This is a genomic window from Paenibacillus canaveralius (assembly GCF_047238265.1).
Taxonomy (GTDB): Bacteria; Bacillota; Bacilli; order Paenibacillales; family NBRC-103111; genus Paenibacillus_F.
On the sequence record NZ_JBDFMM010000001.1, the window covers coordinates 4,213,283 to 4,239,065 of the forward strand.

Annotated in this window: 22 protein-coding genes and 1 pseudogene; 5 read left to right on the plus strand and 18 right to left on the minus strand. The window is 54.2% G+C overall.

Features of this window, described 5'->3' with window-relative positions; translation table 11 throughout:
* The first annotated feature begins 288 nt into the window (after positions 1 to 288).
* Genes ABC395_RS18985 through ABC395_RS18995 form a run of 3 tightly spaced genes read left to right on the plus strand, consistent with a single transcriptional unit; the run spans position 289 to position 3,480 of the window.
* A complete protein-coding gene (locus ABC395_RS18985; RefSeq protein ID WP_413005480.1) occupies positions 289 to 1,233 on the plus strand; it encodes a carbohydrate ABC transporter permease in 945 nt (314 codons plus the stop codon).
* The gene (locus ABC395_RS18990; protein ID WP_413005482.1) at positions 1,230 to 2,051 is read left to right on the plus strand and encodes a carbohydrate ABC transporter permease; all 822 of its coding nucleotides are present in this window, start codon (positions 1,230 to 1,232) and stop codon (positions 2,049 to 2,051) included. The genes ABC395_RS18985 and ABC395_RS18990 overlap by 4 nt, the downstream gene beginning before the upstream one ends.
* A 43-nt stretch (positions 2,052 to 2,094) precedes the next feature.
* Positions 2,095 to 3,480 (plus strand): ABC transporter substrate-binding protein, encoded by a 1,386-nt coding sequence (locus ABC395_RS18995; RefSeq protein WP_413005484.1) that lies wholly within the window; start codon positions 2,095 to 2,097, stop codon positions 3,478 to 3,480.
* Positions 3,481 to 3,594: 114 nt separating this feature from the next.
* On the opposite strand, the gene ABC395_RS19000 is transcribed toward ABC395_RS18995, so the two are convergent.
* From ABC395_RS19000 to pdhA, 5 genes are all read right to left on the minus strand, one after another.
* Positions 3,595 to 4,575, minus strand: a complete 981-nt coding sequence (locus tag ABC395_RS19000; protein WP_413005486.1) for a diguanylate cyclase — start codon at positions 4,573 to 4,575, stop codon at positions 3,595 to 3,597.
* Between the two features lie 254 nt (positions 4,576 to 4,829).
* The gene (lpdA, locus tag ABC395_RS19005; RefSeq protein WP_103993394.1) at positions 4,830 to 6,245 is read right to left on the minus strand and encodes a dihydrolipoyl dehydrogenase; all 1,416 of its coding nucleotides are present in this window, start codon (positions 6,243 to 6,245) and stop codon (positions 4,830 to 4,832) included.
* 4 nt (positions 6,246 to 6,249) lie between these two features.
* Entirely contained in the window at positions 6,250 to 7,587 is a 1,338-nt protein-coding gene (locus ABC395_RS19010; protein ID WP_413005488.1) for a dihydrolipoamide acetyltransferase family protein, read from the minus strand.
* 51 nt (positions 7,588 to 7,638) lie between these two features.
* A complete protein-coding gene (locus ABC395_RS19015) occupies positions 7,639 to 8,619 on the minus strand; it encodes an alpha-ketoacid dehydrogenase subunit beta (protein WP_009673352.1) in 981 nt (326 codons plus the stop codon).
* 140 nt (positions 8,620 to 8,759) lie between these two features.
* Complete coding sequence (gene pdhA, locus ABC395_RS19020) at positions 8,760 to 9,827, minus strand: pyruvate dehydrogenase (acetyl-transferring) E1 component subunit alpha (RefSeq protein WP_413005491.1); 1,068 nt, start codon at positions 9,825 to 9,827, stop codon at positions 8,760 to 8,762.
* Between the two features lie 227 nt (positions 9,828 to 10,054).
* Between pdhA and ABC395_RS19025 the strand changes: the two genes are divergently transcribed.
* Positions 10,055 to 10,783 carry an alpha/beta hydrolase gene (locus tag ABC395_RS19025; protein WP_413005493.1) on the plus strand — a complete coding sequence of 243 codons (729 nt, stop codon included), beginning with the start codon at positions 10,055 to 10,057 and terminating at the stop codon, positions 10,781 to 10,783.
* A gap of 445 nt (positions 10,784 to 11,228) precedes the next feature.
* Here the strand turns inward: ABC395_RS19025 and ABC395_RS19030 are convergent, their stop codons facing one another.
* Positions 11,229 to 12,053: a lipoate--protein ligase family protein gene (locus ABC395_RS19030; protein WP_413005495.1), complete on the minus strand. Its 825-nt coding sequence runs from the start codon at positions 12,051 to 12,053 to the stop codon at positions 11,229 to 11,231.
* A gap of 293 nt (positions 12,054 to 12,346) precedes the next feature.
* On the opposite strand from ABC395_RS19030, the gene ABC395_RS19035 reads away from it, so the two are divergent.
* Complete coding sequence (locus ABC395_RS19035) at positions 12,347 to 13,651, plus strand: ATP-binding protein (RefSeq protein WP_413005497.1); 1,305 nt, start codon at positions 12,347 to 12,349, stop codon at positions 13,649 to 13,651.
* Here ABC395_RS19035 and ABC395_RS19040 read toward each other — a convergent pair.
* The 12 genes and pseudogenes from ABC395_RS19040 to alaS form a co-directional block, all read right to left on the minus strand.
* Positions 13,639 to 13,887, minus strand: coding sequence for a penicillin-binding transpeptidase domain-containing protein (locus tag ABC395_RS19040; RefSeq protein WP_413006768.1), 249 nt, complete (start codon positions 13,885 to 13,887; stop codon positions 13,639 to 13,641). The two genes, ABC395_RS19035 and ABC395_RS19040, sit on opposite strands and share 13 nt — an antisense overlap.
* 34 nt (positions 13,888 to 13,921) lie before the next feature.
* A pseudogene (locus tag ABC395_RS19045) lies at positions 13,922 to 15,610 on the minus strand (penicillin-binding transpeptidase domain-containing protein); the annotation flags it as partial.
* 132 nt (positions 15,611 to 15,742) lie between these two features.
* Positions 15,743 to 17,893, minus strand: coding sequence for a methyl-accepting chemotaxis protein (locus ABC395_RS19050; RefSeq protein WP_413005499.1), 2,151 nt, complete (start codon positions 17,891 to 17,893; stop codon positions 15,743 to 15,745).
* Between the two features lie 161 nt (positions 17,894 to 18,054).
* Positions 18,055 to 19,395 (minus strand): peptidase U32 family protein, encoded by a 1,341-nt coding sequence (locus ABC395_RS19055; protein ID WP_413005501.1) that lies wholly within the window; start codon positions 19,393 to 19,395, stop codon positions 18,055 to 18,057.
* Between the two features lie 11 nt (positions 19,396 to 19,406).
* The gene (locus ABC395_RS19060) at positions 19,407 to 20,339 is read right to left on the minus strand and encodes a peptidase U32 family protein (RefSeq protein WP_413005503.1); all 933 of its coding nucleotides are present in this window, start codon (positions 20,337 to 20,339) and stop codon (positions 19,407 to 19,409) included.
* A gap of 13 nt (positions 20,340 to 20,352) precedes the next feature.
* Entirely contained in the window at positions 20,353 to 21,021 is a 669-nt protein-coding gene (gene mltG, locus ABC395_RS19065; protein ID WP_413006769.1) for an endolytic transglycosylase MltG, read from the minus strand.
* Positions 20,912 to 21,433 (minus strand): endolytic transglycosylase MltG, encoded by a 522-nt coding sequence (locus tag ABC395_RS19070; RefSeq protein ID WP_413005504.1) that lies wholly within the window; start codon positions 21,431 to 21,433, stop codon positions 20,912 to 20,914. Before ABC395_RS19070 ends, mltG begins: the two co-directional genes overlap by 110 nt.
* Positions 21,434 to 21,517: 84 nt before the next feature.
* Complete coding sequence (locus ABC395_RS19075; protein ID WP_413005506.1) at positions 21,518 to 21,814, minus strand: DUF1292 domain-containing protein; 297 nt, start codon at positions 21,812 to 21,814, stop codon at positions 21,518 to 21,520.
* Positions 21,811 to 22,113, minus strand: coding sequence for a DUF1292 domain-containing protein (locus ABC395_RS19080; RefSeq protein ID WP_103993381.1), 303 nt, complete (start codon positions 22,111 to 22,113; stop codon positions 21,811 to 21,813). The genes ABC395_RS19075 and ABC395_RS19080 overlap by 4 nt, the downstream gene beginning before the upstream one ends.
* A 12-nt stretch (positions 22,114 to 22,125) precedes the next feature.
* Positions 22,126 to 22,536: a Holliday junction resolvase RuvX gene (ruvX, locus tag ABC395_RS19085; protein ID WP_103993380.1), complete on the minus strand. Its 411-nt coding sequence runs from the start codon at positions 22,534 to 22,536 to the stop codon at positions 22,126 to 22,128.
* Positions 22,537 to 22,588: 52 nt separating this feature from the next.
* Positions 22,589 to 22,849, minus strand: coding sequence for an IreB family regulatory phosphoprotein (locus ABC395_RS19090; RefSeq protein WP_009676594.1), 261 nt, complete (start codon positions 22,847 to 22,849; stop codon positions 22,589 to 22,591).
* 114 nt (positions 22,850 to 22,963) lie between these two features.
* Positions 22,964 to 25,591, minus strand: a complete 2,628-nt coding sequence (gene alaS / locus ABC395_RS19095; RefSeq protein WP_413005509.1) for an alanine--tRNA ligase — start codon at positions 25,589 to 25,591, stop codon at positions 22,964 to 22,966.
* Positions 25,592 to 25,783 lie beyond the last annotated feature (192 nt).

The window sequence follows — 25,783 nt, forward strand, 5'->3', positions numbered from 1 at the left end:
CCTCATTTCAACAATACAGGGATAAAATCCTCTCACTTGAGGGGTAAAATAGTGGGCCCTTAGTCCTTGATCCTATTTATAGAAATTAAGGATTCGTTTTACATTTTCTTAGGAAGTAATCCAACTGAAACTCTGGGTATTTACCCCCCTGCTCCTTTCCTAATCCTCCCCTTGATTCGACAGGTTTAGCGCTTTCCGGCCGGTTTTACAAAACCTTCAAGCCCAATTGATCTGAGCAAAATAGTCCGTACGTACACTTAACCCTGAACGAAAGGGGGATAAAAATCGATGAATACCGTCGATGAATCGTTACCAATCCGGGTCGCAAACGCGAGAGGCATCCGGACCGCCTCCTGGTGGAACCGTGTCCGCGAAGCGGGGATCGGCTATTTGTTCCTGCTGCCGTCACTGGCGGGGTTCGGGATTTTTTTGTTTTACCCGTTCTTCCAGTCCTTGTATTTAAGCGTACACAGCACGAATCTCCGGGGAAAAATCGCCGAATATGTCGGCTTCGATAATTACCGGGAACTGCTTACCTCGGAGAAATTTTATCATAGCCTGGGCGTTACGGCCCAGTTCGCTCTGCTTACCATCCCGACGACGATCGCCGCGGCTCTGCTCCTTGCCGCGCTGTCACACAGAGGGCTGAAGGGCAAGAGAGTCTATCAGTTCATTTTCTCCCTGCCGATGGCCCTATCGGTCGGCACCGCTTCCGTAATCTGGGCGCTTCTCTTCCATCCGACCGCCGGAATGCTCAACTACTGGCTCGGCCTGCTTGGACAGGCACCCGTCGCCTGGCTTTCCGACCCGAGCTGGGCGCTCGTCTCCGTCTCTCTGATGACGATATGGATGAATCTGGGCTTCGCTTACATCGTTCTGCTCAGCGGTCTGCAGAGCGTCCCCGAAGATATGTACGACAGCGCCAAAATCGACGGTGCGGGTCCTATGCGGACATTCTTCAAAATCGTCCTGCCGCTCGTTTCGCCCACTTTGTTTTTTGTCGGAGTGGTATCCCTGATCGGGGCTTTTCAGTCTTTCGGCCAGATCCAGATTCTGACCAAGGGCGGTCCCATGGATACGACTAATGTCATGGTCTATTCCCTTTACCAGGAAGCGTTTGTCAACTTCCGCTTCGGCTCCGGCAGCGCGCAGGCCGTCCTTTTATTCGTGATCGTCCTGTTCTTCACTTTCGTGCAGTTCGGCGTTCTGGAAAGGAAAGTGCACTACTCATGATCCGTTCCCTGCAAAAAACCGCCGTCTACATCTTTCTGACCGCGGCTGCCGCACTCGTTCTCTACCCGCTTTTCTTTACCTATGCGTCCACATTCATGACGGCGGGTGAAGCCGGCCGGTTTCCGCCGCCGCTCCTTCCCGAAAGCCTGTACCTGGGCAATCTCACGAAGGTAATGGAGCTTGTGCCGATCGGAGCCTTTCTGACCAACAGCTTTACCGTCTCTCTGCTAATTATGGCGGGGCAGCTGTTTACGGCAAGCCTGGCCGCATACGCTTTCGCTTTCGTCCGTTTTCCGGGAAAAAAGTTCGTGTTCCTGCTGTTTCTGAGCACTATGATGATTCCCTGGGAAGTGACGATGATTCCCAATTACTTGACGATCCGCAGCTGGGGATGGACCGACACTTATGCGGCGCTTGTCGTCCCCTTCCTTACGACGGGTTTCGGAACGTTTATGCTGCGGCAGTTTTTCATGCAGCTGCCGGGCGAGCTGTTTGAGGCCGCCAAAATCGACGGCTGCGGGCATATCCGCTGTTTTTTCTCCATCGCGTTTCCGCTGTCAAAGCCCGGTCTGGCAACCTTGGGCGTATACAGTTTCCTCAGCGCCTGGAACAGCTATCTCTGGCCGCTGCTCGTCACGAACGATCCCGCGAAACGCACCGTGCAAATCGGCATCTCCATGCTCCAGTTTGAGGAGTTTACCTCTTGGAACCTGGTGCTTGCCGGAGTGGCGCTCGTTCTGCTTCCCTCTCTGCTTCTGCTTGTGCTCGGGCTTAAGCAGCTCGTCCGCGGCCTCACGGTAGGAGCCGTCAAAGGCTGACGTTTATCCACCATTTTGATTGATAAAAAGGAGAGACAAACACATGTTTACGTACAAACCGTCCCGCCGCACTTCCGTAACGGCTATGCTACTGGCTTCCGCTCTGCTTATGCAGGCCTGCGGCGGCGCAAGCGACACTGCACAAACTTCCGGCAAAGAAGCAACAGGTTCGGCCGCCTCTAAAGAAAACACCGCGTCACCGGTGAAAATTACCTTCTGGCACTCCATGAGCGGCGAGCTCGGGAAAGTGACGGACAAGCTGATCTCCGACTTTAACGCTTCCCAGAAGAACGTTCAGGTTGAAGGCATTTTTCAGGGAACTTACGACGAAAGCCTGAACAAAATGAAAGCGTCCATGGATTCCAAAAGCGGACCGTCGCTCATTCAAGTTTATGAAATCGGCAGCCGTTACATGATCGATTCGAAAGCCATTACCCCCGTACAAACGTTCATAGACGCCGATAAATACGATCTCTCCCAGCTTGAGGAAAACATTACCCAGTACTACACCATCGGCGGCAAGCTGAATTCCATGCCGTTCAATACGTCCAATCCGATTCTTTATTACAACAAAGATATGTTCAAAGCTGCCGGTCTTGATCCCGAGAAGCCCCCCGTCACGTTCGATGAAGTCACCAAAGCGGCGCAGGCTCTGTCCAAGGACGGCAAAGCGGGCGCGTCGTTCGCTATATACGGCTGGTTTATGGAGCAGTTCTTCGCCAAGCAGGGAGCGGAATATGTCAATAACGGCAACGGACGCACGGCTCCCGCGACGGAATCCCTGGTAAATAAAGAAGCCGGCCTCAAAGCTTTAACGTGGTGGAAATCCATGGTCGACAATAAAACCGCGCTTAACCTCGGACGCAAAACCGACGACACCAAAAAAGCCTTCGCGGCGGGACAGATCGCCATGATGCTCGATTCCACCGCTTCCCTGAAAGGCATCGTCTCTACGGCGGAAGGCAAGTTCCAGGTAGGCACGGCTCCCCTGCCCAAACCGGCGGACGCCAAAGACGGCGGAGTTATCGTAGGGGGCGCCAGCCTTTATATTACGAACAATAAATCGGAAGCCGAGCAGAAAGGGGCTTGGGAGTTCATCAAATTCCTGACTTCCCCGCAATCCCAGGCTTACTGGCATGTGAACACCGGCTACTTCCCGATCACCAAAAAAGCCTATGACGAACAAATCGTGAAAGATAACCTCGTCAAATACCCGCAGTTCAAAACGGCCATCGACCAGCTGCATGAAAGCAAGCCGAATACGGCCACCGGGGGCGCTGTAATGGGCGTATTCCCCGAAGCCAGACAAATCGTCGAGGGCGCCATTGAAGAGGCTCTGAACGGCAAGAAAACGCCTCAGGCCGCTCTCGATGAAGCCGCCAAGTCAATTACGGAGAAAATCGTCAAATATAATCAGACGGTTAAATAGTTTAAAACAGCTATCGGAGCGGTGAGGATGACCAGACGAACCTCCCGTACCGGCAAAAGAGCACAGCCCCAGGGGCCGTGCTCTTTTTGTACTCCCGCTTCAGTGCCGCTCTGCTCAGCAAACCTGATTGCGCCCGTTATGCTTCGCGCGGTACAGCGCTTTATCCGCTTCCTCGATCAGAAGATCGGGCGAAACCTGCGGAAAAGTAGCCGCCCCGATCGAGATCGTCAGGCGGATCGCTTTGCCGTCCGCTAGCAGGAAGGAATTGCGCTCTACTCTGGAGCGGATCTGCTCCGCATAGTGGAGAGCTTCTTTACGCCCGCAGTCCGGAAGCAGGACGGCAAATTCTTCCCCTCCGGTCCGGCACACTTCGTCCATCCTGCGGGATGAATCTCTAAGCAGAACTCCGATCTGCTGGAGAACCGCATCCCCTGCAGGATGACCGTACGTATCGTTTATTTTTTTAAAATAATCGATATCCAGCGTCAGCAGGGACAGTTCCTCCTGTTTCCGCTCCGCCGTTTGAACGAGCTCGTTAAAGAGCCTGTCAAAGGAGCGGTGATTGTTCAGCCCCGTCAAAAAATCGACATGAGACGCTTCTTTCATCAGCAGAAAAAGCTGGTGCGCTCTCACGATATAATTGACCATATATCCGATAAAAAATCCGCCTACCGCCAGCGTACCGAGAATAACCGGCATGATAGGCAGGCTCGTCGTGCCTACGGCGGAAAATATAGAGGCTCCGGTCGTGACCAGGAGGACCGCCATCATTTTCGTCCAGCGCGGCCAATAACGCTTGTCCGCACTTCTTAACACGAGTCCTCCGGCGAGAGCGATAAGAAGTACATTCGCCGCGCCGATGAATGCAGACAAGTTAGGACCGCCCAACAAGGCGATGCGCGCCGCGGCAATAAGGACGGCGGCAATAAAACCGGAATAGATGCCTCCGAAATGCAGCGCCAGCAGAACGGCATACCCGCGGAAATCTACAATGGTGTGGGGAGCGATCGGAATACTGAAAAACATCAAGACGATTCCGAATGCACCGGTTGCCAGACCGGTTTTTATGCGTGTCCATGGCTTGGTGAAATCCAAACGTTCATCTTTGTATAGCTGACTGACAGCGAAAAGAAAAGCAAGCAGGAGAGCAAAATTGACGATGAGTTCCTTTACGATGCAGAGGCACCTCCATAGAGGTTTAACTCGACTATATAAGCCAGTGTACCTATGATTTGTTATTTCTTTAATACTGCGGACCTAGTTCAAATTCCTGTAAAAAAAGACATGCGTCAGAGAATTATCTCCGCCGCATGTCTAATTGTGTCTATTTTAAGAAGAATGAATGGAAATTACTTGCCCAGCATGTGGATCGGGTGACCAAGCGCGCCTTCGGCGGCTTCGGCTACGATCTCACCAAGCGTCGGGTGAGCATGGATCGTAAGCGCGATATCTTCCAGCGTAGCGCCCATTTCGATTGCCAGACCGATTTCGGCAATCAGGTTCGATGCTTCCGGTCCTACGATTTGGGAACCGACAACAAGACCGGTATCCTTGTTCGCTACGATTTTGACGAAACCTTCGGTTGCGTTCAGGGAAAGAGCACGGCCGTTAGCGGCATAAGGGAACTTGCCTACGGAAACGTTCATGCCTTTCTCTTTGGCTTCGGTTTCATTAAGGCCTACCGAAGCGATCTCCGGATCGGAGAATACAACGGCCGGGATAGCCTTGTAATCGACAACGCTAGGCTGTCCGGCAATAGCTTCCGCCGCCACTTTACCTTCGTAAGAAGCTTTGTGCGCCAGAGCCAGGCCCGGAACGATATCGCCGATAGCGAAGATGTGCGGAATGCTTGTGCGGCCCTGCTCGTCAACTTCAATCAGACCGCGGTCGGTCAGTTTCACGTTGATCAGGTCGAGGCCAAGCTCACCGTCCGTGTTCGGACGGCGTCCGACGGTTACGAGTACGTAATCGGCCGTTACTTTCTTCTCTTCGCCTTTAACCGTGAACGTTACGGTTACGTCGTTCTCGGTTTGCTCGGAGCTTTGAGCGAGAGCTTCCGTGAACACTTCCACGTTCAGCTTGCCCAGGTTTTTGGCAACCAGGCGCGTCATTTCTTTCTCGAAGCCCGGAAGAACCGTATCGGAACCTTCAAGAACCGTTACTTTCGTACCGAATTTCGCGAAGGTTTGACCCAGCTCGATACCGATGTATCCGCCGCCGATTACGACCATGCTTTTCGGAATTTCTTTCAGTTCCAGAGCTTCGGTCGAGGAAAGAATACGCCCGCCGAACGGGAACGGCTTCAGCTCGATCGGACGGGAACCCGTCGCGATGATGCAGTGCTTGAAACGGTAGCGCGGAGCTTCCTGCTCATTGAAAACACGTGCTTCGTTTTCGTTGATGAACATGACTTCGCCCTGGAACATTTGCACTTTGTTGCCTTTGAGCAGACCGGCAACGCCGCTGGTCAGCTTTTTCACAACGGAAGCTTTCCACTCTTGGGTTTTCGCGTAGTCCAGCTTAACGTTCTCCACGCTTACTCCCATTACTTCGGAATGCTGGGCCGCCTCGTACTGGTGCGCCGCGGAAATCAGAGCCTTGGAAGGGATACAGCCGCGGTTCAGGCAGACGCCGCCCCATTCGGATTTATCCACGATCAGAACGCTTTTGCCAAGCTGTGCAGCGCGGATGGCAGCCACATAGCCGCCGGGACCCGCACCAATTACCAGAACGTCAATATCTAAAGAAGCATCTCCTACTACCATCGCTTTATACCTCCATCACGAGCAGCTCGGGATCGTTAAGCAGCTGCTTGATATAGTTCATGAAATTTTGAGCTGTTGCGCCGTCAACCAGACGGTGGTCGAAGCTGAGAGACAGAGCCATTACCGGAGCAATGACAATTTCGCCGTTCTTCACGACAGGCTTCTCGGAAATACGGCCGGTGCCCAGAATGGCGACTTCCGGATAGTTGATGACCGGTGTGAAGAACATGCCGCCGGCGGAACCGATGTTGGTGATCGTAATCGTGCTGCCTTTCATTTCGTGCGGAGTCAGCTTGCCGTCGCGGCCGCGTGTGGCCAGATCACGAATGGAATCCGCAATCATCCAGACATTTTGACGGTCCGCATGATGAATGACAGGTACGAGTAGACCGTTATCCGTATCCGTCGCGATACCAACGTTATAGTACTTCTTGTAGACGATTTCCTGCTTTTCTTCGTCGATCATGGCATTCATGACCGGGAACTGGCGGGTGGCCGCCACGAGCGCTTTAACGATAAACGGCAGGTAAGTAAGCTTAACGCCTTTCTTCTCGGCAAGCGGCTTCGCTTTGGTACGGAGCGCCACGAGTTGTGTTACGTCGACTTCGTCCATAAGCGTTACGTGAGGAGCCGTATGCTTGGATTTAACCATGGCATTGGCGATCACTTTGCGGATGCCTTTGAACGGAATGCGCTCTTCTTCCAGATCGCCTTGTACCGCAGGTGCGGAGGCCGCTTTGGAAGGAGCCGCTTTCTCCTGTGCAGGCTGTCCGGACTCAGCCGCGGGAGCGCCGCCGCCGGATACAAAGCCTTCGATGTCTTCGCGGGTAATGCGGCCGTTCTTGCCTGTGCCGGAAACTTCCGCGATGTTAATGCCCTTCTCGCGCGCAAATTTGCGGACGCTAGGGGTGGCCAGAATGTCTTTAGGTGCCGCCGACGGCTTGCCGCCTTCGGATTTCTTCGTTTCTTCCGGAGCCGGAGCGGTCGGTGCGCCTTGGTCTTCCTTCTTAGGAAGTTCAGTCGAAGGTGCGTTGGAAGGAGCCGGTGCAGCCGCTTCCGGTGAAGGAGCCGCGGCGGAAGTTTCCGATTCCGGAATCTCACCTTCCGCATCAATGATCATGACCACTTCGCCGACGTGGCAAACTTGGCCTTCCTTGATGAGCACTTCCTGAATCTGACCGTTAACCGGGCAAGGAACTTCCACGACAGCTTTGTCGTTCTGAACTTCCATCAGAATCGTATCGTCATCAACCTTGTCGCCCGCTTTAACATTGACTTTGACAATCTCGCCTTCATGAATGCCTTCGCCAAGTTCCGGGAACTTATATTCAAAACGTGCCAAGAAGAACAACCTCCTATATTGAGTAGTAGATTCGTGGAGCCGCAGGCAGGATTAGAAATCCAGCACTTGGTTCAGCCCGTCGATAATGCGGGCAGGTGTCGGAAGCCACTGATCTTCGATTTGAGCAAACGGATAAACCGTATCCGGAGCGGCCACGCGGAGAACCGGCGCCTCCAGATGCAGAATAGCCTTTTCGTTGATTTGTGCGATAATTTCAGCAGCAGCACCCGATGTTTTCTGTGCTTCCTGCACCACAATGGCACGGTTGGTTTTCTTGATGGATTCGACAATCGTGTCGATGTCCAGAGGCATCAGCGTACGGACGTCGATGACTTCCACTTTCACGCCGCGGGTTTTCTCGATCTCTTCCGCAGCTTTCAGGGAAGTGTGAACCATAGCGCCGTAAGTGATGATCGTAGCGTCGGAGCCTTCGCGAACGACGTTCGCTTTGCCCAGCTCTACCGTGTACTCGCCTTCCGGAACTTCCTGACGGAAAGAACGGTACAAGTTCAGGTGTTCCATGAAGAATACCGGATCGTTGTCGCGGATTGCCGCGATCATAAGACCTTTCGCATCGTACGGGTTAGAAGGAATTACTACTTTAATACCCGGTGTCTGGATCATCAAACCTTCCAGGGAATCCGTGTGAAGCTCGGCTGCCTTAACGCCGCCGCCGAAAGGCGTACGGAATACGATCGGCGCCTGGTAGCTGCCGCCGGAACGGTAGCGCATACGGGCTGCCTGTACGGCCATCTGGTCCAGCGCTTCATAAATGAAGCCCACGAACTGGATTTCCGCGATCGGACGGAAGCCCTGAGTCGCCATACCTACCGCCAGACCGCCGATAGCGGATTCGGCCAGCGGAGTATCGAATACCCGATCCTCGCCGAATTCTTTCTGGAGTCCTTCCGTTGCACGGAATACGCCGCCCACGTGGCCTACGTCTTCACCGAACAACACAACGTTCTTATCTCTTGCAAGCTCTACGCGCATAGCGTCTTGAATCGCCTGAATCATCGTCATTTGTGCCATGACATCTACTGCCTCCCATATCGTTCTTCTATCTGTCAGAGAACACGGCCCTAGACCGGATTATTTGGTGTAAAAAGGTTGGCGGCCGTCTAAAGAGGCCGCTGACCATTTGCTGGTTTGGTTTCTTCAAGCGGTTTCTCTTAGGAGAACTGCGCTTTTTGCTCTTCGAGGTGCTTCGGAGTCGTTTCGAACATGGAATCGATAAGCCCGGCTACCGTCATTTTCTCGGTTTGCTCGGCTTTTTTGATCTGCTCCGCAACAGTCGCTTTCGCTTCTTCTTTCACTTTCGCTTCTTCTTCCTCGCTCCAGAGGCCCTTCTGCGTCAGATAAGCACGGAAGCGCACGATCGGATCCTTAGGCGCCCATTCGCCTTCTTCGTCCTTCGTACGGTATTTCGTCGTGTCGTCCGCCATGGAGTGCGGTTTGAAACGGTAAGTAAGGGATTCGATCAGCGTAGGGCCTCCGCCGTTGCGGGCGATTTCAGCCGCTTCGGATACGGCCGCGTAAACCGCAAGAACGTCCATGCCGTCAACCTGTACGCCGCGGATACCCGCCGCCAGCGCCTTGTGGGCGATGGATTGCGCTGCGGTCTGCTTGGAGAACGGAGTCGTAATCGCGTAACCGTTGTTCTGTACCATGTAAATAACCGGAAGCTTGAACGCTCCGCCGAAGTTAAGACCTTCGTAGAAATCACCCTCGGAGCTGCCGCCGTCACCGGTGTACGTAATGGCAACGCGCTTCTCGCCTTTCTTCTTGAACGCCATACCGATACCGGTAGCGTGCAGGATTTGAGCGCCGATGATGATTTGCGGCATCAGGACGTTCACATCCTCAGGCACCTGGCCGCCGTGCTGATGACCGCGGGAGTACAGGAACGCCTGGTACATCGGCAGACCGTGCCACACGATTTGCGGCATATCACGGTAGCCCGGGCAAATGAAGTCTTCTTTGTTCAGGGCGAATTCGCTGCCGATCATGGATGCTTCTTGTCCGGAAACCGGCGCATAGAAGCCGAGGCGGCCTTGACGTCCCAGATTGATCGCGCGTTCGTCCCAAACGCGGGTGAACACCATACGGCGCATAAGTTCTTTTAATTGGTCGTCACTAAGTTTCGGCATTTTCTCTTCGTTTATCACGGTTCCGTCGGGCCCGATAATGGTCAAGGGCTGTACTTGCTCGGAACTTACTTCATACTGCGGCTTGCTCATGTGATTGTCACCTCATCTATGATTTTCATGCCAGGAAAAAGACTTTCTGTTATACTAATTATTATAAACCTGTTTCGTATGGAATATCAACAGGTAACTTGGTACATTAGCGCCCCTTTATCAATTCGGGATAGTACAGCTGTTTTATATATATAATACAGATCAACAAAACCTTTACACTATTATAATACAACCTCCTTTAGAGGAGTAAAGAAAGGATACCCGTTATGACCGATTCCAGGCTTTATAAAAGAACCATTGTAAAAGAGGAAATCAGCTCCAAGCACCTTAATTCGACAAGATCCCTGCGTATTTTTCTGCCCCCGGGTTATAACGAAGTCCTGTCGTATCCGGTCATTTACTGTCAGGACGGAGAAGAATTTTTCAATTTCGGCCGGATAGCGACCACCATGACCGCAGGCATTCTCGATCACGGCTGGGAACCGGCCATCATCGTCGGCGTCGATGTAAACGTCAAAATCCGGACGTCGGAATATTCCCCGGACGGTGAAAAGCATGAAGCCTATATCCGTTTTTTCGCGGAAGAAATGCTTCCCTTCGTCGAGTCCAAGTATGCCGTGCGCACGGACAAAAGCGAACGCGTGCTTGCCGGCGATTCCCTCGGAGGCACGGTTTCCCTGCATCTTGCCCTAACTTATCCTCACCTCTTTGCGAGAGTTATATCCCTTTCCGGCGCTTTTTTGGAACCCACACGCAGCCGTCTTCAGTCCGAGGGCGATCTGTCCTGGCTGGAGCTGTACATGCTGATCGGATTGGACGAGGAAGAGGTCAAGACCGAGCGCGGCACCTTTGACTTCGTGGAGGCGAACCGGCTTTCGAAAGCTCTTCTCGAGCAAAAAAACGTCCGGCTCTTCTATGAAGAAAAGCCGGGCAAGCACGTGTGGGGATTCTGGCAGAAAGAGCTTCCCGCGATTTTAGAAAAGTTTTTCGGCTGATCGGCCGCGCGATACAATCAAAAAAACCTCCATTCCACGGATTACAAGGAATGGAGGTTTTTTTGATTGCGAAGAAAGCGAGCATGGCCGCACCGCGCCATTGTGTTCTCAGGGCCGCCTGCCGTGCGAAGTTGCACCCGCTGGAGACTAGCGCCAGCCCGCTGCATCGCGCTGGCCTTACGTGCGGCCCCGCTTCTGCGAGGCTAACGAGTCCCGAGAACAGCGCGGCAGCTTGCGGCCCATGCGGAAAACAGCCGGAGCCCGGCGTGCCGGAGATGTGCACGGTAGAGCGAAGGCGAAGATGCCTTCCCGCCCCTGCGCCCGGTCACCGGCCGGAGCATCGGCTGCACCTCACCTTTGCGCGCCCAGGACCGCCCCCGCTTGCCGCGCACAGCCGGTCTTCCGGCGGCGCAAAGCCGCACCGGCCGGGCTGACAGCGCAGCCGCTAGTCCGCGGCTTTGAAGCCGTAGCGCTCCCGCATCGTGCGCATCATCGCCGCGATGTCTTCGTCCGCAGCGAATTCACGGTAATCCGCTGCCCGCACCTGCGACTGACGGGAGAGCCACTCCTCCGTCAAGCGGCAAAACGCGGACGAAGTGAGCCCGGCGCCCGCGTACTCGGCGAGGCTCGTCATCCGCCCGGGCTCCACGTCCGGGTAGCTGTCCGGCGCCGCGCCCTGCCCCGCCTCGTCGTAAAACGAGCGAGCCACGGCGGCTTTCTCCGCCCCGGTGCCTTCGACGACGACGAAAGCCTGCACGGACAGCGCGCGCGCCTGCCTGCGCTGGGCGATGCCGCAGAACTTGCGGCCGCCTACGCTCAAATCGAAATCGCCGGGACAATAAGAGCCGGCGATTTCCCCTTTGGCGACACCCGTGTTCCAGTCAGCCAGGACTCCGCCCAAAAAACGGTACATCGTTTCAAAATCGTCATGAAAATCTATTTTTCCCACCGGCTTGGGGGTAATCAGAGTTACGTTCACCACTCCCGGGTCCAGCGGCACGGCGGCTCCTCCGGAATTGCGCACAATCACCGCTCTTCCTTCCCGGCCGATTCTGGCCGCCGCTTGCGGGGCAGAGGGCAGCCGGCTGTCCCTGAGACCGAGCACAAGCCCTCCAGGATGTCTCCACAAATGAACGATGGGGTCCGCTCCTTCCCCCACTTTGCGGATGAGCAGTTCTTCGAGGGCAAACGGAAACAGCAAATCCGCCTCCAGATCCCCGGAGCGGTCAATGAGCGTAATCTTTTCGGGTAAAAACGGCAATGAGTCCATTCGTTAATCTCCTTCTGTCTATCGGTCCATCCTCTGCTGCGGTTCGGCACGGCTTAAAGCCGTGTTTATTTGTTTATTGTAGGGGAAACCGGGCTCATGCCGCAAGGTCAGGTTCATTTTCCCCCGTCAGGATGTGAGGTATGGCATTTTGCAAGTAGGAAATTTGTATAAGTCTATCGAAGTAATACACAGCCCAACAATTGTGGAAAATACTTCCTAGGTATGCTGTCCTAACCTCAGCCAAGATATGGGACGGATTTCCTATAAACTTCTAAAGATAGTAGGCGAGCCGTATGTCGATCAGTTTTCATGAGGTATTGTTTAACGTCCTGATATCGTGTTCACCTGTCATCGTCTCCCCTTTCTTCGATGAAAGTAATCCGTTAAGCAAAAAATCGTATAAACCTATGATGACGCTCGTCAGCATTCTGGCCGCACTCGTGTGCGCCACATATCCCTACAGCTCCGGCAGCGGTATCAAGCAGAGCTTGTTCATGATTCCCCTCGCCAGCAGCTTTCTTTACGGGGGGCTTCTGCCGGCATTGGCCGTCACGGCCAGCCTCCTGCTTCTCCACGGATTCGTTTTTCCGGCCTCTCTTCCGACGGACGCCGTCTTTTTGCTGATTTGCGCCTGTTTTGGCGGCCTGTACCTTAAATTTTGCAAAAAAAACGGACGGTTATCCTCCTTTTTATGTCCCGTCCTGCTGTCCGGCGGCCTGGGCTTTACGTTTATGGCTTTTCAAATGTACTTCCATCGCAAGCACCAGTTGTCTCTTCCTTCCGATTTTTATTCCTTTCACGCGTTCTCTATTTTATTGCACTGTGTTTCCATGGCCATCGTCATTTATTTGTCGGGATTTATCCGGGAAAGCCGGCTCAGCCGGATGGAATCGCAGCGGGCTGAAAAGCTAGACGTCGTCAGCGAGCTGGCCGCTTCCGTGGCGCACGAAATCCGCAATCCGATGACGGTTGCCAGAGGCTTTCTGCAAATCTTATCGCAGACCGAAGTGAGCGAAGAAAAGAAAAAAATTTATACCACCATGGCTATCGAGGAAATGGACCGCGTCCAGCAGATTATTACCAGCTATCTCGCCTTTGCCAAACCCCAGGCCGAAATAACCGAGCCTTTGTCCGTAAACGGCGTTATAGTCAGCCTGGTTCAGCGCATTCAAGGATACGCCGGCAGCGGCAGGGTCCAGCTTGAAACGCACTCTCCCCCATCCTTATGGGTTACGGCAAACGCGGAAAAATTAATCCAGTGCCTTGTGAATCTGTCGCGGAACGGAATCGAAGCGATGCCGGATGGAGGACGGCTAAGAATAGAAGCTTATCCCGAGACCAAAAGCGTCTGCATTTCCATTGAAGATACCGGAATCGGGATGAATGCGGAAGAAATCGCCCGGCTCGGCTCTCCTTTTTATTCCACGAAACAAAAGGGGACGGGACTTAGTGTCATGGTGGCATTCCGTATCATCGAAACGTTCAGCGGCAAAGTCCAGGTAACGAGCGTCCCCGGCCGGGGAACCCGGGTGCTGATCACACTCCCTCAAGCGGCGGCCCCATCCCAGCTCGCTTCCATGCAGGATCAATTGGGCTGATCCGCCAACATATCCATGATCTCGCGAGCCAGCGGAACCGCTTGTGAAGGCGCTTCCGGCGCAACCCCGCGAATGACGACTGCCACGGCATACCGTGGAGAGTCGACGGGACCGTAGCCGATAAACCACTGGTTCACGGTTTCGCGCAGCCCCGATTGAACCTGCGCCGTGCCTGTCTTTCCGGCCAGCGGCCATTTCGCCTCTTCCAGACTGCCTGGCCGTTCCGCTTCGTACAACGAGCCTCATCTCCCGGAGGAGTTCGTTTCTGGTAGAAGGAGAGAGAAATTGTTTCGCGCCCGGAAGAAATTTGGGGGCAAACGAGTCGAGCGTCAACCCGTCCCTGAACCGGACTTCTTTAACGAGGCGCGGGGCACGCGCTTTTCCCCCGTGCAGAAGGGTGACGACCAGATTCGCGGCCTGCAGGGGCGTCATTTGGACGTCCCTCTGTCCGATCGCGGTCTGCAGCCGCACCCCTTCATCGTTTCTCGGCGTTTGCGCCCCGAAAATACGCCCGCCTTCCTCCCCGTCGATTTGAGAGAGCGCGCTCCCGCCCGTTAGGTTCCCTGTCCATCCTACGGGATCCAGCAGCCCCAGATTCCGCGCATAGGTTTCCAGCTCCTCCGAATCCAGACGCCGCATCACTTCGCCGAAAACAATATTGCACGACCCAGCAAATCCTTCTTCGAACGTAAGCTTTCCATGCCCCTCCTTCTTCCAGCAGGTAAACCCGTATTTGCCCCAGGCCCCGTGACAGTCAAAAGTCTCATCCGGTTTGACAACGCCTTTTTCAAGAGCGGCTGCGGCAACAACTGTTTTGAAAATCGAACCCGGCGCGGCGGCCTTGACACCGAGATTGGCCCAGTCTCCATCGACCCCGTTGATTTCCCCCGGATGAAAAGACGGCTTGGACGCCATCGCCACGATATCCGCATTGGCGGCGTCCAGAACGACGACCGCCCCTTTGGCTATTCCCCGTCTCGTCATCCGTTCCTCGATGCTCCGCTGAATATCCGAATCCAGTGTAGTCACCAGCTTCAGGGGATAGCGGGACTGATCCGGAGAGATCAGTCTGGCGCTCAGAGCGTCCAGCGGCCGTTTTCCCGCATCCGTAAACACGGATAAAGAACGTTCTCCGATGCCCCGAAGCCGGGATTCGAACGTTTTCTCCAGTCCGGCGGCCCCGATCTCGCTCGTGAGCGTCAAATGTCCCGCCGCAAGTTCGCGTGCGTACATGCCTGAGATGCGTTCGGGGTTCTGGCCGATATAGCCGATCACCTGCGCGGCGGCGGGATGATCCGTATAACGGATTTTATAATCCGTCACCTTTACGTAAGAAAGCCCGCTTCCCTCAAGCAGAGCGATCTGGGCAGGGGTTAATTCCAGCGGCTCTTTTGCTGGCTCGCCGGTTTTGGGAGAAGCCGGTTTGCCGCCGTTCTTTCCGCCGCTTCCCGGAGACGTCAGGCTTCCCGTCCATAAAAGCGGCTCTTTTACCTCTTGAATAAAAGATTTCCAGTCCTCCGCTTTCACCCCGAAAGCTTTGCTGATGTTCCGAAGCTGCTCCGCAGATCCCATATAATCGGGATGAACCGGAAATATAATGGCGGTCCTGATTGTTTTGCCGGTCAAAGGCTTCAGATTCCGGTCGTAAATGTCTCCTCTTCCCGTATCAAGCACAATGCTTTTCTGACGCTGCAAAACGGAATTTTTGACGTAGTCTACTTCGTTAGACGAAAGCCCGTGGGGTCTCAGCACTTGAATCCAGAATAAGCGGGCGGCCAGAAGCGCCAAAACGCCGGTTAACCCGAGCAGCAGCAGGAGCTTGCGGCGCGGGTCCGTTTTGCTGCCGTTAAGACAGCTGATAGCACTGCCGGCGTTGCTGCTGACACCGCCCCCAAGCGAGGTCCCCGTTCCGGCATCTGTTTTTTCATTACCGGCATTCCCGGGTATTTCTTTGCCCATACATTCACCGCTCCCGTGTCCGCTGCTTTTGTTTCCAGTATAGACAAGGGGGGATTCACCCAAACCTGCCTCTGCGAAGCCGCAAAATGAAAACGCCCCTTCCGGATTTCCGGAAAAGGGACGTTTTAGGACTCACAATGTAAATTTGGACAAGGTGTCTTTCAGGGAGTTCGAGAGGTTCTCCAGTTTGTCGGACAGCTTCACCAGATTTTGACTGATACTAAGCTGCTCGGAGCTGAGGGAAGCAACTTCTTCCGAAGTGGCCAGGGACTCTTCCGCCACCGCGCTTACATTCGTCATTGCATCGGACAGAACGGCTTGTGACTGGTCCAGCTCGCTTATCGATTCCGTTACCGCGTTCAATCGTTCGATAAATTGACTCATATGGTTCTGTACCTCGGCAAAAATTCCGTCCGCTTCTTTCACGGCACCGATTTGCTGATTGAAAAGCGGATAGGCTTGATGAAGCACCTGGACGGTTTCATCAATCTCGCGCTGAATCGTTTCCGTAATCTGAGCCACAACGTCAATGGACTGCTTGGACTGATCCGCGAGTTTACGGATTTCATCCGCGACCACCATAAATCCTCTGCCGGCCGTACCGGCTCTTGCCGCCTCAATCGTCGCGTTAAGGGAAAGGATGTTCGTCTGTTTCGTCAGGTTGTGCAGCATCTCCAATATTTTGCGGATGGACCGGGTGCTTTCTTTCAGATTGTCGACCTTCTCCACCATGGAGCGGGTCATCACTTCCGTCTGGCCGGTTTTGTCCCTAAGCTCTTCCATGTATTTCGTGCCCTGCTCGCCCGAGCTCCGGACGTCCGAGGCAGCCGTTCCCATCTCCAGGTTAGCGGACATTACCTGCTTCATTTTCTCGCCGATATGATGCGTCAGCTCGTTCCCGCGTTCGGATTCGGAGGCAAGCCCTGCCGCTCCTCCCGAAATCTCGTCGGTTGCCACGGCGATTTCCTTCGCGGAAGTCGCGGTAATCTTGGAGGCGTTCGCCACTTCGGATGCCGTGTTCAGCACTTCCTGGGCGGATTCGTTCGTCTGGCGGACCAGCGTCGTAATCTGCTCCATCATCCTGTCGAAATTCTCACCAAGCATGCCGATCTCGTCCCGGCTTTTCAGATTCGCCCGGACCTTCAGATTGCCCTGGGCGCCCTGCTTCATAAGCCCGGCCAGTCCGGCCAGCGGCCTTCCGATCATTCTCGCCACGAAAATGCCGATCAAAGCGGCGATAACGGCCGCTGCAAGAGCAATTACCAGCGTCAGGTTAAAGATGACGTTCGCATCCTTTACCAATTCTCCGACGGGCATGCTGCCAACGAGGAACCAGCCTGTGCCTGCGAACTTCGAGTAGACGTTCTGCGTCTGTTTATCCTCCGAGAGAAAGTCCCCGGAAGCCGTCTTTTGCCGCTCCTCGCTGATTGTAACCGGAGAAGGTTTGGCAAGGAGTTCCTGTTCTTTCGCGTAAATCAGCTTGTTGGACGCATCCGAGATGTACATCGTGCTGTTATCGCCGAGCTGGATAAGTCCAAGCTCTTTTTCCAGAATCGACGTAGGAATTTCCATCAGCAGCATCGCGATCGGCGTGGAAGTGCTCGTCGAGTTCAGGTAGCGGCCCATAGCGACAGTCGGTTCACCGCTGAAATAACCTTTCGGTTTCGTTTCCAGCCACAGCGGTTGTCCGCTGGTTTTGGCGATTGCCTGGAACCAGTCCGTTTTTGTAATTTCGTCCGTCGAAGCGTTCAGGGAAGATCCGTTTGAATTGATCATTTGACCATCTGTCTTGAGCAGCGTCAAGCTTTTGATCGATTTGTTGGAAAATAAATACGAGTTTACTTTTTCCGTAATTTTACGGGTAACTTCGAGCTGCTCATATGTACCTTCTTTGACCTCGTTGCGGATATCCAGCAGGCGCTGCAAGTCGGCATCGAGCATCATCTGCATCGTTAAATCTTCAAATCCGCCGAAAAGAAGATCAAGCTTCTGGCTCGCCTGGATCATGGTCTGCTTCGACGCTTCGCTTACTTTGTCACGCACGACGCTCTTCGAAAGCTGGTACGAGGTAATTCCCACGGTCAGAACAAAAAACAAAATACTGACGATAAAAATAAGAAACAACTTCATGCCTACGGACTTTGCCGGGTTGGTCAACCCCATGGAGGAAGAAAGAAAGCCTCCCCCCGGTTGTCCCGGCTCCGGAGCGCCCCCTGAAGGAGCTTGCTTCTTTTGAAAACGCTCTCTTAACTGGGCTGCTGTCTGTGTGAGTTTTTTGTTCATGCGCACCACCATCCACTTTTTTAGGAAGAAAGTCTTATGCAAAAACTTATTATCCCCAGTATTTTCTACTTTTGTTTTAATGTTCGACGACGATTTGTGTTTTTCCTCTTTGATTTGTGCCCTTTTTCCTATAAAAAACATCTTTTTTTGATTACACAGACCTAGAAATAAAAAAAAATACCGCCCGGCTTAAGCCAGTCGGTATTAATATCCATTAACGGGTCCGTTTGCGCATCATATCCAGCGGTTTCACCGGCAGTTCGGTTACAATCCGGATGAGCTGAAGCGGATGACGCGCGGCATCGAGACTCCGCACCTTCCTCATCGCGGATAATGTCTACCCGCTGCTTGAAATGCGTGCCTCCCGGGCCGAAAAATTCCACATCCGTACCCGGTTTAAAGTAGTTGCGCTGCTGAATGACCGCCGTCCGCGTCTTCTCGTCATATTCCATGACTATGCCGACGAAATCGTAGCTTGCCGCTTTATCCTCGGGGCCAAAAATATGATCTTCGGGACCGGGCGCTTCATAGAAAAATCCGGTATTCAGCGGACGGTTAGCCGCTTTATTGATTTCGTCGCGCCAGAGCGGCTTAACCTCATAAGCCTCCGGATTTTCAAAATAGCTGTCGATGGCCTGGCGATAAGCATTTACAACCGTAGCCACATAATGAATGCTTTTCATTCTGCCTTCGATTTTGAAGCTGTCCACGCCGGACTCGATCATATCGGGTATATGCTCGATCATGCACAAGTCCTTGGCGCTCATCATAAACGCGTCTTCCTCTTCACCGTAAAGGGGAAAATCCGGCGCGAGCGGGTCGGACAGGGGAGCTCCGTTGGCGTACAGGTCGTACTTCCAGCGGCAGGACTGGCAGCATCCTCCCCGGTTGGAATCGCGGTCCGTAAAATGATTGGAAAGGACGCAGCGTCCCGAATAGGAGCTGCACATCGCCCCGTGTATAAACGCCTCGATTTCGATATCGACATGGCGTTTGATCTCGTCAATATCGCTCATGCTCACTTCGCGGGCGAGAACCACCCTCTCAATCCCTTCTTCTTTCCAGAACTGCACGGTCTGCCAGTTCATCACCGACTGCTGGGTGCTCAAATGCACTTCAAGCTTGGGAGCGACGCGTCTGGCGGTATCCATAATAATCGGATCGGCGGCAATGATAGCCGAAATACCGGCTTCCTGGAGCTCTCTCAGGTAGTCTTCGATTCCCTCGATGTCCTCATTGTGGGCATAAATATTCGTCGCCACGAAAACTTTTGCGCCGTATCGTTTAGCGAACTCAACGCCTTCTCGCATTTCTTCGAAGGTAAAATTGTCGGCATTGGAGCGCAGGCCATACTTCTGGCCGCCGATATACACGGCATCCGCCCCGTAATGTACGGCAAACTTCAGCTTCTCCAGACTACCCGCCGGGGCAAGAAGCTCCGGCTTATCCAGACGAACGCGTCTGCCGCGTGCACGCTCGTTAACAGCTGCGGCAATACTCATGGTGGTTCACCTCAATATACTTGTTCTTTGTAGAAAAAGCCGAAAGACAGTTCCCTGTCGGGGTCCTGCAGGCGGCGGATGGGTTCCAGCATTTCTTCATCAAATTTGTAAGAATCCGGATCGGCGCAGCAGGCGTCAATCACTTGCCGGTATGCCCTCACCACGGTTTCGTTATACTCGGCGGACTTCAGCAGTCCTTCAATCTTGAGACTGTCTATATTCCCCTTGATCAGCTCATGAAGATCTTCCAGCATACAGATATCGTCGGAACTCATCACGTGGGTTCCGTTGCTGTCCTCATAAATCGGGTACCGTTCCTCCTGCCGTTCCTGCTCTATCAGAAAAAGTCCGTTGTCCATGGAGCGGTCGAGGCTGTCCGCCTCTTTCCCCAGATGCTCCACGTAATTGGCGACCAGGCTGCGGCGGGAATGGTAAATATTCGTCATTCCGTGTACTTGAACCTGGACTTCCAGTTTCGCGTGACGCTTGAATTCAAGCGTTTCCTCGAGATTCAATTCCCTGGCCAGAACCGCGCGCACGGCTCCGCGGGAGGCCCAGTAATTCGCCGTTGCGTAATTCGTCGTCGTCATTTCCGCATTCCAGTGAAGGGAGAGGCCAAGCTCCCCCTTATTCACCATGCGCAGTACGGCGGGGTCTCCGTATACGGCCCCGTCGACTCCGATTCCGGCGATAGCCGCGAGATATTTCTCTACCTCCGGCAGCGCCTCATTATCGAACACGTTGTTGACGGCCGCATAGATTTTAGCGCCTTGTTCATGAACGTAAGGAACCAGTTCCTTCAGTTCTTGAATCGTGATGTCGCCCGGAAGCCGCACGCCGAATGCCGCTTCGCCGACCAGTATGGCGTCCGCTCCGGCTTGTATGAACCGCTTCGCTTCTTCTATCGTTCCTGCCGTTATAAGCAGCTCGGGTTTTGGAATCAACCTCGTCACCTTCTTATTTCGCGTTTTTCTCGGTTTGCTTGCTTTTCTCGATGTTGGCCAGATGCTGGGCGTAGGTTTCCCCGAACAAGTGCCCCTGGCTTCCGTCTTTTTTGGTTACGTAATAAAAATATTTCGATTCCGCCGGATACAGCGCCGCCTTGATGGACGCCAGGCTCGGACTCGCGATGGGACCCGGAGGCAATCCCGGATTTTTGTACGTATTATAAGGGCTCTCGATCTTCAGATCGCTCTCCAGCAATCTTTCCTTCTGTTTGCCCAGCGCATACTGAACGGTCGCATCGATCTGCAGGGGCTGTTTGATTTTCAGCCGGTTATAAATGACGCTTGCCACTAGCGGACGTTCTTCGTCCACAACCACCTCACGCTCGATCAGGGAAGCGATCGTCATCATCTGATGGAAGGTCAGCCCGCTTGCTTTCAGCTTGTCCTTCCAATCCGCAGGCAGGTTTTGCAGACGCTTGTCCAGCTGATCGACCATAAGGGTGATCAGCTTCTGTTCGGTAGCATCTTTGGGAATATCGTACGTGTCCGGAAAAAGGTACCCTTCCAGCTTATGCTTGAGTTTGGCATCCGCCGGAATTCCGGCAAGCAGTCTCTTCCCCTTGCGCAGGTTTGTAAGCTTCCGCCGCCTTGACGAAGGCAGACGCTTCCAGTCCCTTATGCTGTCCGACTTTGTCGGCAATCTGCGTGACCGTGTATCCTTCGGGGATAGTCAGGCGATTCGCTTTTGCCGTCTGCCCGCTATTCAGTATCGCGATGATTTCGTCCGTTCCGATGCCGGGCTTCATCGCATACTCGCCGGCCTGGAAACGGCCGCCTTCGTTTTTCCATTTCAAGTAATACATAAACACGGAGGCGTTGCGGATAAGACCTTCCTTCTCAAGCTTGGAAGCGATATTTTTCACGCCGTCGCCGGAAACGATCTCGACCTTCTTCTCCTGGTCGGAAGCGGCGGCCGGCTGAAGCTCTCCCCGTATATAATAAGCCGCGGCCGCAGCGCAGCCGGCTATGAGCAGGACAATGACCAGCAGCCCGGTCATCAAGCGTTTGAATCGTGATTTAGGACGATGCATAAGTTCCTCCACAATGGTCATCTTGGCCAATCATCTGCATGAAAAAGAGCGGATTTGACTCCGCTCTGGTTTGCTTTAGATTTCTTAAGGTTCGTCGTGTTCCGGAAACGTGAGCTCGTCGTACAATTCGGAGACGGTTTCCCACTCCTCGTCATCTTCGATGGTTTCCAGCTCCAGAGTTCCTTCCGAATCCCGGGATACCCGGAATACGGACACTTCGCCTTCTTTCTTCATCTCTTCGGATTGCAGAACGGCGTAGTGGCGGTCTTCATGTAGAATCTCCGTCAGGATGCGGTAGACGGTGGATTCGTCCTGTTCGTCGAATAAAATAATATCATCTCCGAAAGAACTCCGCAACTCGTTCGTCTGGTTCACACTCATGCTTCTTCTTCCTCTTCGGCAATTAGTGTATTAAACGTTTCTTCAACGATATTCCATTCTTCCTCGTCCTCGATGGTGTAAAGCTTCAGATCGTCGCCGTTTTCGTCTTCCTCGTAACGAAATGCGTACACTTCGTCGGATTCCTCGTCGTCTTCAACCGGCACGACCATCATGTACTTTTTGTCGGAACCATCCACTTCGAATTTCATGACGACTTCGAATTCTTCTTCGTTGCCCTCATCATCGGGGATATAAATAATTTCCGCTTCCTCTTGCTGAAAATCCTCTTCTTTAGCCATGGTTCCATCACCTCATCGTTTAGAGTCCATATATCCCTGCAGAATCAGCACAGCGGCGATCTTGTCGACCACCTGCTTGCGCTTCTTCCGGCTAACGTCCGCCTCTAAAAGAGTGCGGGTCGCGGATACCGTAGTCAATCGTTCGTCCCACAAGCGTACGGGCAGATTAAACGTCTCGGTTAACTGTGCGGCGAATTCCTGGCAAAGCTCGCCGCGCGGCCCGATCGAGCCGTTCATATTTTTGGGGAGGCCGACCACGATCTCCGTTACTTCGTACTCCCCGATTAACCGCCGCAAGTGGTCTAAATCGTGTTGCGGACTGGCTCTGCGTATAACCTCGATCCCTTGGGCGGTAAGCCCGAGAAGGTCGCTTACGGCAACGCCGATTGTTTTGTCGCCATAGTCTAGGCCCATCGTTCTCATACGTGTGAACTCCTAAGCCGGACCCGTCTGCCGGGAATCGGCGCAGGCCCGTTTATTTATGCTCTTTGAGATAAGAGCGTACCAATTCTTCGATCAGTTCGTCGCGTTCCCGTTTGCGAATAAGGCTCCGGGCGTTATTGTGCCGGGGAATGTAAGCCGGGTCCCCGGAAAGCAAGTAACCGACGATTTGATTGATCGGATTGTAGCCTTTCTCCTGCAGAGCGTCATAGACAGTTAATAGCACTTCTTTGGGGGATGTTTCGATCTCATCGGCTTTGACATTGAATTTCACCGTTTTATCCATAAAATCCATGAAAGGCACCTCCAATGTTTGCTTTTTCAAATTCTATCGGCTGCAATTGCCGCTGATCCCGCTATTGTCATATATTCTCTGCGGGACGGAAAATTCCTGTTCCCGCAGGAAAATTTAAGAAATCTGTCCGGCCACCAGCGCTTCCACGTCGTCCAGCGCCTCCTGGAGCTTGGACGGGTCCTTGCCTCCGGCCTGGGCCATGTCGGGGCGTCCACCGCCGCCGCCGCCGCATTTGGCCGCGGTTTCTTTGATCAGCTTGCCGGCATGAAGCCCTTTGGCAACCAGATCCGGCGTAACGGCGGCGACGAGGTTGACCTTGTCGCCTGCTGCGGCGCCGAGCACGATCACGGCCGAGCCCAGCTTCGCCTTCATCTCATCCACGATGCCCCGCAGGGAATCCATGTCGGATGCGCTCACCTGGGCGGCCAGGACCGGTACGCCCGCCACTTCTTTCAGGCGGCCTTCCAGCGCGCCCGCTTCAATGCGGCCCAGCTTGGCCCGCAGCGATTCGTTCTCGCGCGCCAGTTCTTTCATCTGCTGGAGCGTGGAGTCCAGGCGCTTCGGCACGTCCGCGGTGTTCGCCTTGAGAACGCCGGCCGCATCCTTCAGCAGCTGCAGTTGGCCGTCCACGTACTCGTAGGCCTGACGGCTTGTTACCGCTTCGATGCGGCGGATACCGGAACCGATTCCGGATTCGCTTACGATCTTGAACAAGCCGATCTCGCCCGTACTCTGTACGTGGCAGCCTCCGCAAAGCTCCAGGCTGTAATCGCCGACGCGGACGACGCGGACGATGTCGCCGTATTTCTCGCCGAACAGCGCCATGGCGCCCATCGCTTTCGCTTCATCGATGCCGCGCAGGGAAATGTCCACCGCCGTATTCGCCCAAATTTGGGCGTTCACGCGGCGTTCGACCTCTTGCAGCTCTTCCGTCGTAATGCTGCCGAAGTGGGAGAAGTCGAAGCGCAGGCGGTCCGGCTCAACGAGGGAGCCCGCCTGGTTAACGTGCGTGCCGAGCACTTCCTTCAACGCTTTATGCAGCAGGTGAGTGGCCGTATGATTCTTTACGGTCTCTCCGCGAAGCTCGGCGGAGACTTGAGCCGTAACCGAATCGCCTGTGCGCAGGATGCCCTGCTCGACGGTCACGCTGTGAACGTGCTGGCCGTGCGGCGCTTTGCCGACTTCGAGTACGGCCGCGCGTACGCCGTCGCCCGCGATGACGCCGCGGTCGGCTACCTGTCCGCCGCTTTCAGCGTAGAACGGCGTCCGGTCGAGTATGACCTGGCACGTTTCGCCGGTTCCCGCCGCATCCACAAACTCGTTGTCATGCACGATAGCCAGCACTTTGGCTGGAACTACCAATTCAGTGTATCCAACAAATTCACTTTTATCCGTAAACTCGGAGAGCGCTCCGCCCTGCACGTTCATGCTGCCGGACTTGCTCCGGTTGCTGCGCGCACGCTGGCGCTGTTCTTCCATCGCCGCTTCGAAGCCTTCGCGGTCCACGGCCAGTCCCTGCTCGTTCGCGAAATCCTCCGTCAAATCGACCGGGAATCCGTACGTGTCGTACAGCTTGAACGCATCCGGCCCGCTGATGGCACGGCCGCCGGCCGCACGCGTGCTTTCAACCATGCCGGCAAGAATAGCGAGACCGTCGGACAACGTCTCGTGGAAACGCTCTTCCTCGATGCGGATGATCTTCTCGATGAATTCGCGCTTCTCGACGACTTCGTTGTAGTAAACGCCCATGATTTCGCCTACGACCGGTACGAGCCGGTACATGAACGGCTTATCCATTCCGAGTACTTTGCCGTAGCGGACGGCACGGCGCAGAAGTCTGCGGATCACATAGCCGCGGCCTTCGTTAGTAGGCAGTACGCCGTCTCCCACCGCAAAAGCGACGGTACGGACGTGGTCGGCAATGACCTTCAGAGCCACGTCAAACTCTTCGTTCTCCTTGTACTTTACGCCCGCGATGCGGCAGGTCGCTTCAATAATCGGCTGGAACAAATCCGTATCGAAGTTGGAGTCCACATCCTGCAAAATCGAAGCGAAACGCTCCAGCCCCGCGCCCGTATCGATATTTTTGTTCGGAAGAGGCGTGTAGCTGCCGTCTTTATTATGATTGAACTGGGAAAACACGAGGTTCCACACTTCAAGGAAACGCTCGTTTTCGCCGCCGGGCCAGCATTCCGGATCGTTGAGATCGCCGTACTTGCCGCCGCGGTCGTAGAAAATTTCCGTACAGGGTCCGCATGGGCCTTCACCGATATCCCAGAAATTCTCGTCGAGCTTGTAAATGCGGGCTTCCGGCAAACCGATTTTTTTATTCCAGAATTCGAAAGCTTCCGTATCCTCCGGGTACACGGTGACCGACAGGCGTTCCGGATCGAATCCGATCCATTTCGGGTCCGTCAGAAACTCCCAAGCCCACGTAATGGCTTCTTCTTTAAAGTAGTCGCCGATGGAGAAGTTTCCGAGCATTTCGAAAAAGGTATGGTGCCGGCGGGTTTTGCCGACATTTTCAATGTCGTTTGTACGGATGCACTTCTGCGCGTTAACGATTCTCGGATTCTCCGGGACGACACGGCCGTCAAAGTAAGGTTTGAGCGGAGCCATTCCGGCATTGATCCATAAAAGAGAAGGGTCGTTGTGAGGCACGAGCGAGGAGCTCGGCTCGATTTTGTGTCCTTTGCTGGCGAAGAATTCCAGCCACTTGGAACGAATTTCACTTGCTTTCATTGCGTTTCGAGCCTCCGTTTGTTGGAATGGTTTGGGGTTGATAGGCATGGGCTGCTGCTCCTTCGGCCCTCTCTACAGGAAACAAAAAACGCCCCTGTTATCAACAGGGACGAAAAAATTCGCGGTACCACCCTGGTTATCGGATGACGTGCAGGCGGGTGCCTTCCGTTTCATCCAATCTCCTCGTTGCGG

Bases quoted from the DNA above. Each gene is read 5' to 3' on its own strand.
- ABC395_RS18985 (WP_413005480.1), top strand. From the start codon at position 289: ATGAATACCGTCGATGAATCGTTACCAATCCGGGTCGCAAACGCGAGA.
- ABC395_RS18990 (WP_413005482.1), top strand. From the start codon at position 1,230: ATGATCCGTTCCCTGCAAAAAACCGCCGTCTACATCTTTCTGACCGCG.
- ABC395_RS18995 (WP_413005484.1), top strand. From the start codon at position 2,095: ATGTTTACGTACAAACCGTCCCGCCGCACTTCCGTAACGGCTATGCTA.
- lpdA (WP_103993394.1), bottom strand. From the start codon at position 6,245: ATGGTAGTAGGAGATGCTTCTTTAGATATTGACGTTCTGGTAATTGGT.
- ABC395_RS19015 (WP_009673352.1), bottom strand. From the start codon at position 8,619: ATGGCACAAATGACGATGATTCAGGCGATTCAAGACGCTATGCGCGTA.
- pdhA (WP_413005491.1), bottom strand. From the start codon at position 9,827: ATGAGCAAGCCGCAGTATGAAGTAAGTTCCGAGCAAGTACAGCCCTTG.
- ABC395_RS19025 (WP_413005493.1), top strand. From the start codon at position 10,055: ATGACCGATTCCAGGCTTTATAAAAGAACCATTGTAAAAGAGGAAATC.
- ABC395_RS19030 (WP_413005495.1), bottom strand. From the start codon at position 12,053: ATGGACTCATTGCCGTTTTTACCCGAAAAGATTACGCTCATTGACCGC.
- ABC395_RS19035 (WP_413005497.1), top strand. From the start codon at position 12,347: ATGTCGATCAGTTTTCATGAGGTATTGTTTAACGTCCTGATATCGTGT.
- ABC395_RS19050 (WP_413005499.1), bottom strand. From the start codon at position 17,893: ATGAACAAAAAACTCACACAGACAGCAGCCCAGTTAAGAGAGCGTTTT.
- ABC395_RS19055 (WP_413005501.1), bottom strand. From the start codon at position 19,395: ATGAGTATTGCCGCAGCTGTTAACGAGCGTGCACGCGGCAGACGCGTT.
- ABC395_RS19070 (WP_413005504.1), bottom strand. From the start codon at position 21,433: ATGCATCGTCCTAAATCACGATTCAAACGCTTGATGACCGGGCTGCTG.
- ABC395_RS19075 (WP_413005506.1), bottom strand. From the start codon at position 21,814: ATGAGTGTGAACCAGACGAACGAGTTGCGGAGTTCTTTCGGAGATGAT.
- ABC395_RS19080 (WP_103993381.1), bottom strand. From the start codon at position 22,113: ATGGCTAAAGAAGAGGATTTTCAGCAAGAGGAAGCGGAAATTATTTAT.
- ruvX (WP_103993380.1), bottom strand. From the start codon at position 22,536: ATGAGAACGATGGGCCTAGACTATGGCGACAAAACAATCGGCGTTGCC.
- ABC395_RS19090 (WP_009676594.1), bottom strand. From the start codon at position 22,849: ATGGATTTTATGGATAAAACGGTGAAATTCAATGTCAAAGCCGATGAG.
- alaS (WP_413005509.1), bottom strand. From the start codon at position 25,591: ATGAAAGCAAGTGAAATTCGTTCCAAGTGGCTGGAATTCTTCGCCAGC.